The organism is Chryseobacillus diguaensis (assembly GCF_049220665.1).
Taxonomy (GTDB): domain Bacteria; phylum Bacillota; class Bacilli; order Bacillales; family Bacillaceae; genus Metabacillus_B.
Genome location: NZ_JBMKNV010000018.1, coordinates 22,086 through 40,157, shown reverse-complemented (window position 1 = coordinate 40,157; position 18,072 = coordinate 22,086). Strand labels below are relative to the sequence as shown.

Annotated in this window: 19 protein-coding genes; all 19 read right to left on the bottom strand. The window is 43.3% G+C overall.

Annotation, left to right across the window (positions count from 1 at the left end):
* Nucleotides 1–8: 8 nt before the first annotated feature.
* Nucleotides 9–377, bottom strand: a complete 369-nt coding sequence (gene rplN / locus ACOT8F_RS19195; protein ID WP_421653550.1) for a 50S ribosomal protein L14 — start codon at nucleotides 375–377, stop codon at nucleotides 9–11.
* A gap of 38 nt (nucleotides 378–415) precedes the next feature.
* Nucleotides 416–679, bottom strand: coding sequence for a 30S ribosomal protein S17 (gene rpsQ, locus ACOT8F_RS19190; protein ID WP_421653549.1), 264 nt, complete (start codon nucleotides 677–679; stop codon nucleotides 416–418).
* 21 nt (nucleotides 680–700) lie between these two features.
* The gene (rpmC, locus tag ACOT8F_RS19185) at nucleotides 701–904 is read right to left on the bottom strand and encodes a 50S ribosomal protein L29 (protein ID WP_231791236.1); all 204 of its coding nucleotides are present in this window, start codon (nucleotides 902–904) and stop codon (nucleotides 701–703) included.
* The gene (rplP, locus tag ACOT8F_RS19180) at nucleotides 894–1,328 is read right to left on the bottom strand and encodes a 50S ribosomal protein L16 (protein ID WP_231791235.1); all 435 of its coding nucleotides are present in this window, start codon (nucleotides 1,326–1,328) and stop codon (nucleotides 894–896) included. The genes rpmC and rplP overlap by 11 nt, the downstream gene beginning before the upstream one ends.
* A 1-nt stretch (nucleotide 1,329) precedes the next feature.
* Nucleotides 1,330–1,986 carry a 30S ribosomal protein S3 gene (gene rpsC / locus ACOT8F_RS19175; RefSeq protein WP_421653548.1) on the bottom strand — a complete coding sequence of 219 codons (657 nt, stop codon included), beginning with the start codon at nucleotides 1,984–1,986 and terminating at the stop codon, nucleotides 1,330–1,332.
* A 3-nt stretch (nucleotides 1,987–1,989) separates the two neighbouring features.
* On the bottom strand, nucleotides 1,990–2,331 hold the full coding sequence (rplV, locus tag ACOT8F_RS19170) for a 50S ribosomal protein L22 (protein WP_421653547.1): 342 nt from the start codon (nucleotides 2,329–2,331) through the stop codon (nucleotides 1,990–1,992).
* A gap of 18 nt (nucleotides 2,332–2,349) precedes the next feature.
* Nucleotides 2,350–2,628 (bottom strand): 30S ribosomal protein S19, encoded by a 279-nt coding sequence (gene rpsS / locus ACOT8F_RS19165; RefSeq protein ID WP_421653546.1) that lies wholly within the window; start codon nucleotides 2,626–2,628, stop codon nucleotides 2,350–2,352.
* 57 nt (nucleotides 2,629–2,685) lie between these two features.
* Complete coding sequence (rplB, locus tag ACOT8F_RS19160) at nucleotides 2,686–3,516, bottom strand: 50S ribosomal protein L2 (RefSeq protein ID WP_421653545.1); 831 nt, start codon at nucleotides 3,514–3,516, stop codon at nucleotides 2,686–2,688.
* A gap of 26 nt (nucleotides 3,517–3,542) precedes the next feature.
* Nucleotides 3,543–3,830: a 50S ribosomal protein L23 gene (rplW, locus tag ACOT8F_RS19155; protein ID WP_421653544.1), complete on the bottom strand. Its 288-nt coding sequence runs from the start codon at nucleotides 3,828–3,830 to the stop codon at nucleotides 3,543–3,545.
* Entirely contained in the window at nucleotides 3,830–4,453 is a 624-nt protein-coding gene (rplD, locus tag ACOT8F_RS19150; protein ID WP_421653543.1) for a 50S ribosomal protein L4, read from the bottom strand. Before rplD ends, rplW begins: the two co-directional genes overlap by 1 nt.
* Before the next feature lie 27 nt (nucleotides 4,454–4,480).
* Nucleotides 4,481–5,107, bottom strand: a complete 627-nt coding sequence (gene rplC / locus ACOT8F_RS19145; RefSeq protein ID WP_421653542.1) for a 50S ribosomal protein L3 — start codon at nucleotides 5,105–5,107, stop codon at nucleotides 4,481–4,483.
* A gap of 44 nt (nucleotides 5,108–5,151) precedes the next feature.
* Nucleotides 5,152–5,460, bottom strand: a complete 309-nt coding sequence (rpsJ, locus tag ACOT8F_RS19140) for a 30S ribosomal protein S10 (protein WP_029282834.1) — start codon at nucleotides 5,458–5,460, stop codon at nucleotides 5,152–5,154.
* Between the two features lie 503 nt (nucleotides 5,461–5,963).
* On the bottom strand, nucleotides 5,964–7,154 hold the full coding sequence (gene tuf, locus ACOT8F_RS19135; RefSeq protein ID WP_421653541.1) for an elongation factor Tu: 1,191 nt from the start codon (nucleotides 7,152–7,154) through the stop codon (nucleotides 5,964–5,966).
* 124 nt (nucleotides 7,155–7,278) lie between these two features.
* Nucleotides 7,279–9,357 carry an elongation factor G gene (gene fusA / locus ACOT8F_RS19130; RefSeq protein WP_421653540.1) on the bottom strand — a complete coding sequence of 693 codons (2,079 nt, stop codon included), beginning with the start codon at nucleotides 9,355–9,357 and terminating at the stop codon, nucleotides 7,279–7,281.
* Nucleotides 9,358–9,406: 49 nt separating this feature from the next.
* Nucleotides 9,407–9,877, bottom strand: coding sequence for a 30S ribosomal protein S7 (gene rpsG / locus ACOT8F_RS19125; RefSeq protein ID WP_421653539.1), 471 nt, complete (start codon nucleotides 9,875–9,877; stop codon nucleotides 9,407–9,409).
* A 35-nt stretch (nucleotides 9,878–9,912) separates the two neighbouring features.
* The gene (rpsL, locus tag ACOT8F_RS19120) at nucleotides 9,913–10,335 is read right to left on the bottom strand and encodes a 30S ribosomal protein S12 (RefSeq protein ID WP_421653538.1); all 423 of its coding nucleotides are present in this window, start codon (nucleotides 10,333–10,335) and stop codon (nucleotides 9,913–9,915) included.
* A 112-nt stretch (nucleotides 10,336–10,447) separates the two neighbouring features.
* On the bottom strand, nucleotides 10,448–10,696 hold the full coding sequence (locus tag ACOT8F_RS19115) for a 50S ribosomal protein L7ae-like protein (RefSeq protein ID WP_421653537.1): 249 nt from the start codon (nucleotides 10,694–10,696) through the stop codon (nucleotides 10,448–10,450).
* Nucleotides 10,697–10,812: 116 nt separating this feature from the next.
* Entirely contained in the window at nucleotides 10,813–14,412 is a 3,600-nt protein-coding gene (gene rpoC, locus ACOT8F_RS19110; protein ID WP_421653536.1) for a DNA-directed RNA polymerase subunit beta', read from the bottom strand.
* A gap of 50 nt (nucleotides 14,413–14,462) precedes the next feature.
* A complete protein-coding gene (gene rpoB, locus ACOT8F_RS19105) occupies nucleotides 14,463–18,044 on the bottom strand; it encodes a DNA-directed RNA polymerase subunit beta (protein ID WP_421653535.1) in 3,582 nt (1,193 codons plus the stop codon).
* Between the last annotated feature and the right edge of the window lie 28 nt (nucleotides 18,045–18,072).

Here is an 18,072-nt window from a genome sequence, read left to right as displayed (position 1 = left end):
GTTTTCTATTATAAAACTTCTGGAGCTAGAGAAACGATTTTCATGAAGCTGTTGTCACGAAGTTCACGAGCAACAGGTCCGAAAATACGTGTACCACGCGGGCTTTTGTCGTCACGAATGATGACACAAGCATTTTCGTCAAAGCGGATGTAAGTTCCGTCGTTACGGCGAACACCGCGTTTTGTACGAACCACAACAGCTTTTACTACGTCACCTTTTTTAACAACGCCTCCTGGTGTTGCTTGTTTTACCGTGCAAACAATTACATCACCAATGTTAGCTGTTTTGCGGCCAGATCCACCTAGCACTTTAATTGCAAGGACTTCACGGGCACCAGAGTTATCAGCTACTTTTAAGCGAGATTCTTGTTGAATCATTCAAGTTACCTCCCTTCGGAACTTGTTTCCGAGCAATATTAGATAATAATAGCTTCTTCAACGATTTCAACTAAACGGAAACGTTTCGTAGCAGACAATGGACGTGTTTCCATAATTCTTACGATATCTCCGATTTTAGCTTGGTTGTTATCGTCATGAGCTTTGAATTTTTTGGAATACTTTACGCGCTTGCCGTAAAGTGAATGTGTTTTGTAAGTTTCTACAAGAACTGTGATCGTTTTATCCATTTTATCAGAGACTACACGGCCAGTGTAGCCCTTACGTTGGTTGCGTTCACTCATTCTGCTAACCTCCTCTCAGGTTTAACGATTATTCGCAGCAATCTCTCTTTCACGTACAACAGTTTTCATACGGGCGATGGATTTGCGTACTTCACGAATGCGAGCAGTATTTTCAAGTTGTCCTGTCGCTAATTGGAAGCGAAGGTTGAAAAGCTCTTCTTTAAGTGATTTTACGTTTTGTTCGATTTCAGCAGTGGTAAGGTCACGAATTTCATTACTTTTCATTAGATTCACCACCAATTTCCTCGCGTCTAACGAATTTTGTTTTAATTGGCAATTTGTGAGCTGCTAGACGAAGCGCTTCTCGAGCTACTTCTTCAGGAACACCGGCAATTTCAAATAATACTTTGCCTGGTTTAACAACTGCTACCCAACCTTCCGGAGCACCTTTACCGGAACCCATGCGGACCTCAAGAGGTTTAGCTGTATATGGCTTGGAAGGGAAAATTTTAATCCAGACTTTACCGCCACGTTTCATGTAACGAGTCATCGCAATACGAGCAGCCTCAATTTGACGGTTTGTAATCCATGATGCTTCAAGAGCTTGAATACCAAATTCACCGAAATGTACTTCAGAACCGCCTTTAGCACGACCGCGCATTTTTCCGCGATGCTCTCTGCGATATTTAACGCGTTTTGGCAACAACATATTATTTTCCTCCTTCCTCTGTTTTCTTCTTAGTAGGAAGAACCTCTCCACGATAGATCCATACTTTAACGCCTAATTTACCGTAAGTTGTATCTGCTTCTGATGTGCCGTAATCAATATCTGCACGAAGTGTGTGTAGAGGAACAGTTCCTTCACTGTAATGTTCTGAACGAGCGATATCTGCACCGCCAAGACGACCGGAAACCATTGTTTTAATTCCTTGAGCGCCGGAACGCATTGTGCGTTGGAGCGCTTGCTTTTGAGCACGACGGAAAGAAATACGGTTTTCCAATTGACGAGCGATGTTGTCAGCTACTAGTTTAGCATCAAGATCTGCTCTTTTGATTTCAAGAATGTTAATGTGCACGCGTTTACCAGTAAGTTCGTTAAGAGCTTTACGAAGTGCTTCGACTTCAGTACCGCCTTTACCGATAACCATACCTGGCTTAGCAGTGTGGATCGTGATATTCACACGGTTAGCAGCACGTTCGATTTCAACTTTAGAAACAGAAGCGTCGCTAAGGCGTTTGTTGATGTATTCACGGACTTTTAAATCTTCATGTAGAAGAGCTGCATAGTCTTTGCCTGCGTACCACTTGGATTCCCAATCACGGATGACTCCGATACGAAGACCGACTGGATTTACCTTTTGACCCACTGATTATCCCTCCTTCTTTTCTGTTACGACGATCGTGATGTGACTCGTACGTTTGTTAATTGCACTGGCACGGCCTTGAGCGCGTGGACGGAAACGTTTTAGTGTTGGGCCTTCATCTACGAATGCCTCAGTTACCATAAGAGCGTTAATGTCCATCTCATAGTTGTGCTCAGCGTTTGCTACAGCGGAATTCAATACTTTTTCAATAATCGGAGAAGCTGCCTTCGGAGTGTGACGAAGAATAGCAACTGCTTCACCTACTTGCTTACCTCGAATTAAGTCCATTACTAAACGTGCTTTACGAGGAGCAATACGAACTGTTCTAGCAACAGCTTTAGCTTGCATTTAAGTGCCTCCTCTCAATTAGCGTTTTGTTTTTTTATCATCGTTGGCATGGCCTTTGTATGTGCGCGAAGGAGCGAACTCACCAAGTTTGTGCCCTACCATATCTTCAGTTACATAAACTGGAACATGTTTGCGTCCATCATAAACTGCTACTGTATGACCGATGAATTGCGGGAAAATAGTTGAACGGCGAGACCAAGTTTTAATAACTTGTTTCTTGTCTCCTTCGTTAAGAACTTCGATTTTCTTCATCAAGTGGTCATCAACAAATGGTCCTTTTTTTAGACTGCGACCCATTCTGGTACCTCCCTTCGTGACTGTACTACGGTTCTTAGGAACCGTAGAAAGATCACGTTATTTTTTACGACGGCGTACGATAAATTTATCGGATTTGTTTGTCTTTTTGCGAGTTTTCGCGCCAAGAGTTGGTTTACCCCATGGTGACATTGGTGATTTACGTCCGATTGGAGCGCGTCCTTCACCACCACCGTGCGGATGGTCATTAGGGTTCATTACGGAACCACGAACTGTAGGGCGTTTGCCTAACCAGCGGGAACGTCCAGCTTTACCGATGTTGATAAGTTCATGCTGTTCATTGCCTACTTGACCGATTGAAGCGCGGCAAGTTGAAAGAATCATGCGAACCTCACCAGAGTTCAAGCGTACAAGCACATATTTTCCTTCTTTACCAAGAACCTGTGCAGAAGTACCTGCAGAACGAACCAATTGTCCGCCTTTTCCAGGTTTAAGCTCGATATTGTGGATTACTGTACCTACTGGAATGTTTTGAAGTGGAAGTGCGTTACCCACTTTAATGTCTGCTTCAGTTCCAGACATGATTTCCATTCCAACTTTAAGGTTTTTTGGAGCTAGGATATAACGTTTTTCACCATCAACATAGTTGATTAGTGCAATGTTTGCTGAGCGGTTCGGATCGTACTCAACTGTAGCAACGCGTCCAGGTATACCATCTTTGTCACGTTTAAAGTCAATGATACGATATTGACGTTTATGTCCACCGCCTTGATGACGTACAGTGATTTTACCTTGGTTGTTACGGCCAGCATTTTTGCTAAGCGGCGCAAGCAACGATTTTTCCGGTTTGTCAGTTGTGATTTCAGCGAAATCAGAAACTGTCATTCCACGACGACCGTTGGAGGTCGGTTTGTATTTTTTAATCGCCATCTTGGTTTCCCTCCTTCACTTTTATATTAAACTTCAAATAGTTCGATTTCTTTGCTGTCTGCAGTAAGTTTAATGATCGCTTTTCTGCGGCGATTTGTTAGTCCGCTGTAACGGCCAACTCGTTTAAACTTGCCTTTATAGTTCATAACGTTGACTTTTTCAACCTTCACGCCGAAGATTGCTTCAATCGCGTCTTTAACTTGTGTTTTATTGGCTTTAACGTCAACTTCAAACGTATACTTTTTGTCAGCCATAGCGTCTGTTGAACGTTCAGTGATTACGGGGCGCTTAATGATATCACGTGGGTCTTTCATTATGCAAGCACCTCCTCTACTTTTTCCACCGCTGCTTTCGTAATGATAAGCTTCTCATGGTTAAGTACATCTAAAACGTTAAGTGCAGTTGCTTCAAGCACAATAACACCAGGGATGTTGCGTGCAGAAAGTGCTACTGTTTCATTAACATCAGCAGTTACGATCAACGCTTTTGTATCGACAGAAAGACCTTTAAGGATTGAAACCATTTCTTTGGTTTTCACTGCTTCTAGAGCAAGATCCTCAATAACAACGATATTGCTGTCTTGTACTTTAGATGATAAAGCCGATTTAATCGCTAGACGGCGAACTTTTTTAGGTAATTTGTAAGCATAGCTGCGAGGTGTAGGGCCGAATACAGTACCACCGCCGCGCCATTGTGGTGAGCGGATAGATCCTTGACGTGCACGACCTGTACCTTTTTGGCGCCAAGGTTTACGGCCTCCGCCAGCAACTTCAGAACGATTTTTCACTTTGTGGCTTCCTTGTCGTTGGGAAGCTCTTTGCATGATAACAGCTTCGAATAAAACGCTGCTGTTAGGTTCAATACCAAAAACAGAATCATTCAGTTCGATTTCTCCAACATTGGATCCGCTTTGGTTTAGTAATGCTACTTTAGGCATTATCTTTTTCCTCCTTCCCTAAGAAGATTATTTGGATTTAACAGCACTTTTTACTGTTAGAAGAGCTTTTTTAGCTCCAGGAACATTACCCTTGATTAGAAGAAGGTTGCGCTCTGCGTCCACTCTAACAACCTCAAGGTTTTGTACAGTGATTTGTTCTCCACCCATACGTCCTGGCAGCAATTTGTTCTTGAATACACGGTTTGGAGCAACAGGACCCATTGAACCTGGGCGACGGTGGTAACGGGAACCGTGGGACATTGGTCCGCGGGATTGTCCGTGGCGTTTAATAGAGCCTTGGAATCCTTTACCTTTTGAAATACCTGTTACATCTACGATTTCTCCTGCAGAGAAAATATCAACCTTGACTTCTTGACCAATTTGATACTCATCGCTAACTTCACGGAACTCCCGTACGAAGCGCTTAGGCGCAGTGTTTGCTTTTGCAACGTGACCTTTTTGCGGTTTGTTTGCCAGCTTTTCACGTTTGTCTTCAAAACCCAATTGAATGGATTCATAGCCGTCATTATCAACGTTTTTTACTTGAAGGACAACGTTTGGAGCAGCCTCAACAACTGTTACCGGAATTAAATCACCGTTTTCAGCAAAGATTTGCGTCATACCAATTTTTCTACCTAAGATTCCTTTGGTCATAAGTCACACCTCCTGATTTTCTAGTTTTTTATTATTTTTAAACATTATAGTTTGATTTCGATATCTACGCCTGACGGCAAGTCTAAACGCATCAATGCATCAACAGTTTGTGGTGTTGGATTGATAATGTCGATTAGACGTTTGTGAGTACGCATTTCAAACTGTTCGCGAGAATCTTTGTATTTATGCACCGCACGAAGAATCGTGTAGATTGATTTCTCAGTTGGAAGCGGAATCGGACCTGATACGTTAGCACCAGAACGTTTCGCAGTTTCAACAATCTTCTCAGCGGACTGATCAAGGATTCTGTGATCATATGCTTTCAAACGAATACGAATTTTTTGTTTTGCCATTACTTTCCCTCCTTTTCGCCTACTTAATAATAGACAGTTCTCAGTGAGAATTTCCCTCACACACTCGCCATGGCAAAGCGGCCGGGTGTGTCAGCAACCTCCCACATCATCGCAGTCAAAGACCAACATTCACTATTATATAAAAATCGGGCGGGCAATGCAAGAAGAAATATAAATTTCTTTTACATTAAACGCACTTATAACATTATACCTTTTTTTCCTGGGAATTTCAATCTTTCCTTAAGGTTAATATAACGTTCTATTTTATATAGAAGAAACTTTTTTAAAAATAGGAAATTGAAAATTGCTTGAGTGGATTGCGCCTCGTAATTGCGGATTTGTAAGAGGAAAATGAATTTTATTTTTAAAAGGAGCATGAACGTTTTTTTATTCTATTTATCAATTAGAAATAGTTATCAAAGTAGTTATTCAACTGCTCTACTATTGACCCGAAAAATAAAAAAAGGCAAGCGATCAAATCGCTTGCCTTTGGTTTGTTAGTATTATTGGCTGATAGTTGAAACTACGCCTGAACCAACAGTACGTCCACCTTCGCGGATAGAGAAGCGAGTTCCTTCTTCGATCGCGATTGCAGAGATTAGTTCAACAGTCATTTCAATATTATCGCCAGGCATTACCATTTCAACGCCTTCTGGAAGTTGAACAACACCAGTTACGTCAGTTGTACGGAAGTAGAACTGTGGGCGATAGTTAGAGAAGAATGGAGTATGACGTCCACCCTCTTCTTTTGAAAGAACATAAACTTCAGCTTTAAAATTTGTGTGTGGAGTGATTGTTCCTGGCTTAGCAAGAACTTGTCCACGTTGGATATCTTCACGTGCTACACCACGAAGAAGGGCACCGATGTTGTCACCAGCTTCAGCATAGTCAAGAAGTTTACGGAACATTTCAACACCAGTTACAGTAGTAGATTTTGGCTCTTCAGATAAACCGATGATGTCAACAGTGTCTCCAACTTTAACTTGTCCACGTTCAACACGTCCAGTAGCAACTGTTCCACGGCCAGTGATTGAGAATACATCCTCAACAGGCATCATGAAAGGTTTGTCAGTGTCGCGTTCTGGAGTTGGGATGTACTCATCAACAGCGTTCATAAGCTCAACGATTTTTTCTTCCCACTCAGCTTCGCCTTCAAGAGCTTTAAGAGCAGAACCTTTGATAACTGGAACGTCATCTCCAGGGAAGTCATATTCAGTAAGAAGGTCACGAACTTCCATTTCTACTAATTCAAGCAACTCTTCATCGTCAACCATGTCGCATTTGTTAAGGAATACTACAAGGTAAGGCACACCTACGTTACGAGAAAGAAGGATATGCTCACGAGTTTGTGGCATTGGACCGTCAGCAGCAGATACTACTAAGATTCCGCCGTCCATTTGAGCAGCACCAGTGATCATGTTTTTAACATAGTCAGCATGTCCTGGGCAGTCAACGTGTGCATAGTGACGGCTCTCAGTTTCATACTCAACGTGTGCAGTTGAGATTGTAATTCCGCGCTCGCGCTCTTCTGGAGCAGCGTCGATCATGTCATATGCCATTGCCGCACCTTTACCACTGCGTTTTGCAAGTACAGTAGTGATAGCAGCTGTTAGAGTTGTTTTACCGTGGTCAACGTGTCCAATTGTACCAATATTGGCATGCGTTTTGGAACGGTCGAATTTTTCTTTACCCATTCGAAAATCCTCCTTAGAGTTCAAAATATGATTTTAATATAAGTATGGATGCTAGAAAGCGAAAACATATTCCACTTTCATAGCTTACATAAGTAGTTATACTTCAACAAAGGCTATAAATCAATTACTCGCCTTTATTTTTTTTGATGATTTCTTCAGCGATAGATTTTGGAACTTCTTCATAGTGATCAAAGTGCATAGAGAATGTTCCGCGACCTTGTGTGTTAGAACGCAATGAAGTTGCGTAACCAAACATTTCGGAAAGAGGAACCATAGCACGAACAACTTGAGCGTTACCGCGTGCTTCCATACCTTCTACACGACCACGACGGGAAGTAATATCACCCATGATATCACCCATGTACTCATCTGGAATAACAACTTCAACCTTCATAACAGGCTCAAGGATTACAGGGCTACATTTAGAAACCGCGTTTTTAAGAGCAAGAGATGCCGCAACTTTAAACGCCATTTCACTGGAGTCAACATCATGGTATGAACCATCAACTAAAGCAGCTTTCACGTCGATCAAAGGATAGCCGGCAAGAACACCATTCTTCATGGAGTCTTCAAGACCTGCTTGAACTGCTGGTACGTATTCACGAGGAACTACACCACCAACAATTTTGTTAGCAAATTCGAAGCCTTTGCCTTCTTCGTTCGGTTCGAATTCGATCCAAACATGTCCGAATTGTCCGCGTCCACCTGATTGGCGGGCAAACTTACCTTCTACTCTAGCGCCTGCACGGAAAGTTTCACGATAGGCTACTTGAGGAGCACCAACATTTGCTTCTACTTTGAATTCGCGTCTCATACGGTCAACGATGATATCAAGGTGAAGCTCACCCATACCGGAGATGATTGTTTGACCAGTCTCAGGATCAGTATGTGCTTTGAATGTTGGATCTTCTTCAGAAAGCTTTGTTAAAGCTGTAGACATTTTGTCTTGGTCAGCTTTTGATTTTGGCTCAACAGATAGAGAGATTACCGGCTCTGGGAATTCCATAGATTCAAGAATAACAAGATTCTTTTCATCACATAGAGTGTCACCAGTAGTAGTGTCTTTAAGACCTACTGCTGCTGCGATATCACCTGCGTATACTGTTGCAATTTCTTGACGGGAGTTAGCATGCATCTGCAGGATACGTCCTACACGCTCACGCTTGCCCTTCGTGGAGTTTTGAACATAAGATCCGGAATTCAGAACACCTGAATACACACGGAAGAATGTTAGTTTACCAACATAAGGGTCTGTCATTACTTTGAATGCAAGAGCCGAGAATGGACCTTCATCGCTTGATTCGCGAAGAACTTCTTCTTCAGAATCAGGCAGAGTTCCTTTAATAGAAGGAACATCTAATGGGGATGGAAGGTAATCAAGAACTGCATCAAGCATTAACTGAACACCTTTATTTTTGAAGGCAGAACCACAGATAACTGGATAGAACTCAACATCACAAGTTCCTTTACGGATTGCAGCTTTCAATTCTTCAACTGAAATCTCTTCACCTTCAAGGTACTTCATCATTAGTTCTTCATCAAGTTCAGCAGCCGCTTCAACTAACTTGCCGCGGTATTCTTCTGCAAGATCTTTGTACTCATCTGGGATTTCGATCGCTTCAGAGCTAGTTCCCAAATCATCTTCATAAATGTATGCAACATTTTCAACAAGATCAATGATACCTACGAAATTGTCTTCAGCACCGATTGGAAGCTGAATTGGATGTGCATTAGCTTGAAGACGGTCGTGCATTGTTTTTACAGAATACAAGAAGTCTGCGCCGATTTTATCCATTTTGTTAACGAATACGACACGCGGAACTCCATAAGTAGTAGCCTGGCGCCATACTGTTTCTGTTTGAGGCTCAACACCAGATTGGGCATCAAGAACAGCCACCGCACCATCAAGTACGCGCAGGGAACGTTCAACCTCAACAGTGAAGTCTACGTGTCCTGGAGTGTCGATGATGTTTACACGGTGACCTTTCCACTGCGCAGTTGTAGCAGCGGAAGTGATCGTGATACCGCGTTCTTGTTCTTGTTCCATCCAGTCCATTTGGGAAGCTCCTTCATGAGTTTCACCAATTTTATGGATACGGCCTGTGTAGAAAAGTATACGCTCAGTAGTCGTAGTTTTACCGGCATCGATGTGAGCCATGATACCGATGTTACGAGTGTTTTTCAAGGAGAACTCTCTAGCCATTTGGTAACTTCTCCTTCCCTAGGGAATAGTAGATTTGTTGGTTCAAAAATTACCAGCGATAATGAGCGAATGCTTTGTTAGCTTCAGCCATTTTATGAGTGTCCTCACGTTTCTTAACTGCTGCACCAGTATTGTTTGCAGCATCAAGAATTTCGTTAGCCATACGCTCTTCCATGGTTTTTTCACCGCGAAGACGAGCGTAGTTTACTAACCAGCGAAGACCTAAAGTTGAACGGCGTTCTGGGCGCACCTCAACTGGTACTTGATAGTTCGCACCACCTACACGGCGAGCGCGTACTTCTAGAACTGGCATGATGTTTTTAAGTGCTTGTTCGAACACTTCCATAGCATCTTTACCAGAACGTTCTTGAACTAAATCAAGAGACTTATAAAGGATTGTCTGAGCTTTACCTCTCTGACCGTCAATCATGATGCGGTTAACAAGGCGAGTGATCAGTTTTGAGTTGTAAATCGGATCTGGCAATACATCTCTTTTTGTTACTGGACCTTTACGTGGCATAAATTTCTCCTCCTTTCATGCAATGGTTTTAAAAATTATTTTTTTGGAGCTTTCGGTCTCTTTGTACCATATTTTGAACGTCCTTGCATACGTTTTTCTACACCAGCAGTGTCAAGCGCACCGCGAACGATATGATAACGTACACCCGGTAAGTCTTTAACACGTCCGCCGCGGATCAATACAACGCTATGCTCTTGCAGGTTGTGACCGATACCAGGAATGTAGGCAGTAACCTCAATCTGGTTTGTCAAACGCACACGTGCATATTTACGAAGTGCTGAGTTCGGTTTTTTCGGTGTCATTGTACCAACACGAGTACAAACTCCGCGTTTTTGAGGTGAAGATAAGTTAGTGTGCTCTTTTTTAAAGCTGTTATATCCTCTATTTAACGCAGGGGAGTTTGATTTCTCAACTTTGCTTACGCGTCCTTTGCGGACTAATTGGTTAATTGTAGGCATGTTTTTTCCTCCTTCCATTACTTTCTTTAATCCCACACATCCAGGTGGTTCATATTTGGGCAAAAACAAAGTTCTTCCCAGAACCTTCGAACTGGCAAAAACAAGTTTTCTATTATTTAATAATTGCTACTGCAGAAGCTCCGACTTCAATTCCGCAAGCTTTACCAAGCTTCTTCATTGAATCAACTTTCACAATAGGGATCTGTCGCATTTCTGCTGTCTGGATAACTTTGGCAGTTATGCCTGGATCAGCGTCAATGGCTATGACAAGCTCCTTAACCTGACTGTTTTCTAGAGCCTTAATTGTCTGCTTTGTACCAACTATAATCTTTTCAGCCTGTGATACTTTTTCATAAGACATACAAAATATCCTCCAAAGCAACAGGTAGAATCGAGCACCTTGATTATATTAACATTGTAAGAGATGGATGTCAACCGGATGTCAACAAAAATCCAGCACACCCATCTCCCCACAAATTATTCTACTGTTACTGTGTCATCAGATGGCTGAATCTGAGTAACAGGCTTAACTTTGCGGTAATGCTGCATACCTGTACCTGCTGGTACAAGCTTACCGATGATAACATTTTCTTTCAGGCCAAGCAATTCATCACGTTTTCCTTTGATCGCAGCATCAGTAAGAACTCTTGTTGTTTCCTGGAATGATGCCGCTGATAAGAAGGAATCCGTTTCAAGAGACGCTTTCGTGATTCCAAGAAGAACAGATCGACCTGTAGCAGGGCGTCTTCCATCAAGAAGAACACGTTTGTTTGCATCTGTAAACTGGTGAATATCAAGCAGTGTACCTGGTAAGACATCGGTATCACCGGCATCCATAACACGTACTTTTCGAAGCATTTGGCGAACCATTACTTCAACGTGCTTATCGCCGATTTCCACACCTTGCATACGGTAAACCTTTTGAACTTCACGAAGCAAATATTCCTGAACGGCTGTAATATCTTTTACTTTCAGAAGCTCTTTCGGATCAATAGAACCTTCTGTCAGTTCTTGACCTCGCTCTATTGCATCGCCTTCCTCAACTTTCAGGCGGGCATTGTATGGTGCTGTATAAGAACGAGTCTCAACATCACCTTTAATAACGATTTCCTGCTGTTTTTCGCGAATTTCATTGATCTCAGCAACGACACCTTCAATTTCAGAAATAACAGCCTGACCTTTTGGGTTACGTGCTTCAAACAACTCTTGGATACGCGGCAAACCTTGTGTAATATCGTCTCCAGCAACTCCGCCTGTATGGAATGTACGCATTGTAAGCTGAGTTCCAGGTTCTCCGATTGACTGGGCAGCAATGATACCAACTGCTTCCCCAACTTCTACATCAGAACCTGTAGCAAGGTTGCGGCCATAACATTTTTTGCAGACGCCGTGGCGCGTATTACATGTGAAGGCTGAACGGATCCAAACCTCTTCAATGCCTGCTTCCACGACTTGTAGTGCTGTATCTTCTGTAATCAGTTCGTTCTCTCTAACAAGGATTTCTCCTGTTTCAGGATGCACGATGTTTTTGCGGACATAACGGCCGATCAAACGCTCTTCCAGTCTTTCGATCACTTCAGAGCCTTCTTTAATGGCAACTGCCAAAATTCCGCGGTCTGTACCGCAATCTTCATCACGGATGATAACATCTTGAGCCACATCAACGAGACGGCGTGTAAGGTAACCGGAATCGGCTGTTTTCAAGGCTGTATCCGCAAGACCTTTACGGGCACCATGTGTGGAGATGAAGTATTCCAAAACAGTTAACCCTTCGCGGAAACTTGACTTAATCGGCAATTCGATGATTCGTCCAGCCGGGTTGGCCATCAATCCGCGCATACCAGCAAGCTGTGTAAAGTTAGATGCGTTACCACGGGCACCGGAATCACTCATCATGAAGATCGGATTTCGGATATCCAATGATTTCATTAGTTTGCTCTGAATGTTATCTTTCGCTGCACTCCATATAGAGATTACGCGCTCATAGCGCTCTTCTTCGGTGATTAAACCGCGTCGGAACTGTTTAAGTACGTTATCCACTTTGGATTGTGCTTCAATAAGGATTTCTTCTTTTTCCTTTAATACGATGATGTCAGCAACACCAACCGTAATACCAGCTTTAGTAGAATATTTGAATCCAAGATCCTTCATTCGGTCAAGCATTTTGGAAGTCTCAGTGATTTTGAACTTCTTAAAGATCTCAGCAATGATTTGACCAAGAATGCCTTTTTTGAATGGTGGAATAATATCCTGGCTTTGAATATATTCTTTTACATTCGTTGTAGGAGAAACAAAGAACCGCTCTGCTGTTTTCTCCTCAATATTTATCTTTGTAGGCTCATTCATGTACGGGAAGGAATGAGGCAATATTTCATTGAATACCAGTTTCCCTACTGTTGTAATGAGCAATTGCTTTCTTTGTTCATCAGTAAACGTCTGGTTTTTCAAAGATGAAGCAGCTACCGCAACACGCGTGTGCAGATGCACATATCCGTTTTGGTAAGCAATAAGAGCTTCATTTGTATCTTTGAAAATCATACCTTCGCCTACTGCATTTTCACGTTCCATAGTCAGGTAGTAGTTACCAAGAACCATATCCTGTGAAGGTGTAACAACCGGTTTTCCGTCTTTCGGGTTCAGGATGTTTTGAGCAGCAAGCATCAAGATTCTTGCTTCAGCCTGAGCTTCAGAAGAAAGAGGAACGTGGACAGCCATTTGGTCACCGTCAAAGTCAGCATTGTATGCTGTACATACTAGCGGATGCAAACGAATCGCACGGCCTTCAACAAGTGTTGGTTCAAAAGCCTGAATACCAAGTCTATGAAGTGTAGGGGCACGGTTGAGAAGTACCGGATGCTCCTTAATAACAGATTCAAGTACGTCCCAAACTTCCGGCTGCACTCTTTCAATTTTGCGTTTTGCACTCTTGATGTTGTGCGCCAGTCCTTTTTCAACAAGCTCCTTCATCACAAAAGGCTTGAAGAGTTCGATTGCCATTTCTTTTGGCAATCCGCATTGGTACATTTTCAAATTCGGTCCAACAAGGATTACGGAACGGCCTGAATAATCAACACGTTTACCAAGAAGATTTTGGCGGAAACGGCCTTGTTTACCTTTCAGCATATGAGAAAGGGATTTTAATGGTCTGTTACCAGGTCCTGTAACTGGTCGTCCGCGTCTTCCGTTGTCGATTAATGCATCGACTGCTTCCTGAAGCATACGCTTTTCGTTTTGAACGATAATGCTTGGTGCTCCAAGATCAAGAAGACGTTTAAGACGGTTGTTACGGTTGATAACACGGCGGTACAAGTCATTCAGGTCAGAAGTAGCAAAACGTCCGCCATCAAGCTGTACCATTGGGCGCAATTCCGGCGGGATAACAGGAAGGACATCAAGGATCATCCAAGATGGTTCATTTCCAGATCCACGGAAAGCTTCAAGAACTTCCAGGCGCTTGATCGCACGTGTGCGTCTCTGTCCTTGGGAAGTTTTCAATTCTTCTTTTAAATGGTCAACATCTTTATCAAGGTCGATGTCTTGAAGAAGCTTTTTGATGGCTTCAGCACCCATTGACGCCTGGAAAGTGTTGCCGTATTTATCTTTATACGCACGGTATTCCTTTTCGGAAAGAAGCTGTTTCTTTTCTAATGGAGTATCGCCAGTATCGGTTACTACATAAGATGCAAAGTAAATCACTTCTTCCAAAGCACGAGGGGACATGTCAAGAACTAGTCCCATACGGCTTGGAATTCCTTTAAAGTACCAGATGTGAGAAACAGGAGCAGCCAATTCAATATGGCCCATTCTCTCACGTCTAACTTTAGCCCGTGTTACTTCAACTCCGCATCGGTCACAAACGACACCTTTATAGCGAACTCGTTTATATTTTCCGCAATGGCATTCCCAGTCCTTTTGAGGGCCGAAAATGCGTTCGCAGAACAAACCGTCTTTTTCGGGTTTTAATGTACGATAGTTAATTGTTTCGGGTTTTTTTACCTCACCGAAAGACCAAGAACGAATCTTATCAGGTGAAGCAAGACCAATGCTCATATATTCAAAATTATTAACATCCAGCAAGGGGCCTACCTCCCTTTTCTTCTTCGGGTTATACCCTTATTGCCTGCAGATTATTCTTTCGTCACAACGTCTTTTTCTTTTTCCGTACTGACAGCAACTTCATCCTCAAGTTCATCGCTCAGTGACAGCCCTTCTGCTTGCGGTCCTTCTTCATCCTCATCAAGGTCTCTCATCTCGATCTCTTTTTCATCGCTGGATAGCATTTTAACATCCATACCCAAGCTTTGGAGCTCTTTAATAAGAACTTTAAAGGATTCAGGGACACCAGGTTCTGGTACATTGTCACCTTTTACGATGGCTTCGTATGTTTTCACACGGCCAACAACATCATCTGATTTAACAGTGAGAATTTCTTGCAATGTATAGGCAGCACCATATGCTTCCAGTGCCCAAACTTCCATTTCCCCGAAGCGCTGTCCGCCGAACTGCGCTTTACCGCCAAGCGGCTGCTGGGTAACAAGAGAGTAAGGTCCTGTCGAACGGGCATGGAGCTTATCATCAACCATGTGAGCCAGTTTGATCATGTACATGATTCCTACTGATACACGGTTATCAAATGGTTCTCCAGTACGGCCGTCATACAATACGGTTTTAGCATCTCTAGGCATGCCTGCTTCTTCAAGCGTATCCCAAACATCTTCCTCGCGCGCTCCGTCAAATACTGATGAAGCAACGTGTAGTCCAAGTTTGCGGGCAGCCATACCAAGGTGAAGCTCAAGCACCTGGCCGATGTTCATACGGGAAGGAACTCCCAGTGGATTTAACATAATATCTACTGGTGTGCCGTCAGGCATGTAAGGCATATCTTCCTCAGGAAGAATGCGGGAGATAACCCCTTTGTTACCATGGCGTCCGGCCATTTTGTCTCCTTCGGAAATCTTCCGTTTCTGAACAATGTAAGCACGAACAAGCTGGTTAACTCCTGGCGGCAATTCATCGCCGTCTTCACGGTTGAAGACTTTAACATCAAGGATAATACCTCCGCCTCCGTGAGGAACACGCAAGGATGTATCCCTTACTTCACGTGCTTTTTCGCCGAAGATTGCGTGTAGAAGACGTTCTTCTGCAGTCAGTTCTGTTACACCCTTAGGCGTTACTTTACCAACAAGCAAGTCACCGTCTTTTACTTCAGCACCGATTCGGATGATTCCGCGCTCATCAAGATTGCGGAGAGCATCTTCACCGACATTCGGAATGTCACGTGTAATTTCTTCAGGTCCAAGCTTTGTATCACGGGACTCTGATTCGTATTCTTCTATGTGAATGGATGTATAGACATCATCTTTTACGAGGCGTTCACTCATGATGATCGCATCCTCGTAGTTATAGCCATCCCATGTCATAAAGGCAACCATTACGTTTCGTCCAAGTGCAAGTTCGCCTTTTTCCATGGAAGGCCCGTCAGCTAGGATTTCACCTTTTACTACTTCATCGCCTTCACTTACGATTGGACGCTGATTGTAGCAAGTTCCCTGGTTGGAACGGATAAATTTCAGCATGCTGTATTTATCAAGGTTTCCTTTTACTTTGTTGCCATCCACCTCTTCGTAGCGGCGGACATAAACATTTTTCGCTTCAACTTTTTCAACGATTCCCGGATGCTTACAAATAACAGCTGCACCAGAGTCTTTTGCAGAAACGTATTCCATTCCAGTACCGACAATCGGTGATTCCGGCTGCATAAGAGGAACAGCCTGACGCTGCATGTTCGCACCCATCAAGGCACGGTTGGAGTCGTCATTCTCAAGGAATGGGATACAAGCTGTCGCAGCAGATACAACCTGTTTTGGTGATACATCCATGTAATCCACGCGGTCGCGTGCTACAACGGTATTCTCACCGCGGAAACGGGCAACGATACCATCGTCGATGAATGAACCATCATCTGCGAGGCGGGCGTTAGCCTGTGCCACAACATAGTTGTCTTCTTCGTCTGCTGTCAGGTAATCGATTCGGGCAGTTACTTTACCTGTATCAGGGTCAACCCTGCGGTAAGGTGTTTCAATGAAACCGAAGCGGTTTACCTTCGCGAAACTTGAAAGTGAGTTGATCAGCCCGATATTTGGTCCCTCAGGCGTTTCGATCGGACACATACGGCCATAGTGGGAGTAGTGAACGTCACGAACTTCCATGCCGGCACGCTCACGCGTCAAACCGCCTGGTCCTAGTGCAGACAGACGGCGCTTATGAGTGAGCTCAGCAAGCGGGTTTGTCTGATCCATGAACTGAGAAAGCTGAGAGCTTCCAAAGAACTCTTTAATACTCGCGATAACCGGACGAATATTGATCAGCTGCTGAGGTGTAATCGTATTAGTGTCCTGGATGGACATACGCTCACGCACAACACGCTCCATACGGGAAAGACCGATACGGAATTGGTTTTGAAGCAGCTCGCCTACTGAACGCAGACGGCGGTTACCAAGATGGTCAATATCATCTGTATCGCCAACACCATGCAGCAAGTTGAAGAAGTAGCTGATAGAAGAAAGAATGTCAGCCGGAGTAATGTTTTTCACTCCCTCTTCGACATAGGCATTGCTGATGACAGGAATAATATGTTCACCTTCAGGATCATTAGGAGAATAGATATTTATAGACTGAAGTGTAACGGCATCTTCTATAACACCGCTGCCAGGCTGCAGTGTTTTAAAGCCTACGCCGCTTTCAAGATTCGGAATGATTCTGTCAAGCGTTCTTCTGTCAATTAAAGTGCCTTTTTCAGCTACTATTTCACCTGTTTCGGGATCTACTAATGTTTCGGCCAAACGCTGGTTAAATAAGCGATTTTTAATATGAAGCTTCTTATTAATCTTATATCTTCCAACACTTGCCAAATCATAGCGTTTCGGATCAAAGAAACGTGAATCAAGCAAGCTCTTTGCATTATCAACAGTAGGCGGTTCTCCTGGACGCAGACGCTCATAGATTTCAAGCAAAGCTTTTTCTGTGCTTTCCGTGTTATCTTTATCCAGCGTATTGCGCAAGTACTCATTTTCGCCAAACAAATCGATGATTTCTTGATCAGAGCCAAACCCCAGGGCACGCAAAAGAACCGTAACTGGTAATTTTCGAGTCCGATCAATACGCACGTAAGCTACATCTTTGGCATCTGTTTCGTACTCTAACCAAGCGCCACGGTTTGGAATGACGGTTGCTGTAAAGCCTTTCTTGCCATTCTTATCGATTTTGCCACTGAAATAAACACTCGGTGAACGCACCAATTGGGATACGATGACGCGCTCTGCACCATTAATAACGAAGGTTCCAGTCTCAGTCATAAGTGGGAAATCACCCATAAATACGTCCTGATCCTTCACTTCGCCCGTTTCTTTATTAATTAGACGGACTTTCACGCGCAACGGTGCGGAGTAGGTTACATCTCGTTCCTTTGTTTCCTCAACGGAATACTTTGGTTCACCTAAACTATAATCGATAAATTCTAGCGAGAGGTTACCAGTAAAATCTTCAATAGGAGAAATATCCTGGAACATCTCCCGAAGACCCTCATCAAGAAACCATTGATAGGAAGAGGTTTGAATCTCAATAAGATTCGGTAGATCCAATACTTCGCTTATGCGTGCATAACTTCTGCGCTGGCGGTGTCGTCCATACTGAACTAGTTGACCTGTCAACTGATTCACCCCTCAAATCATGCATATT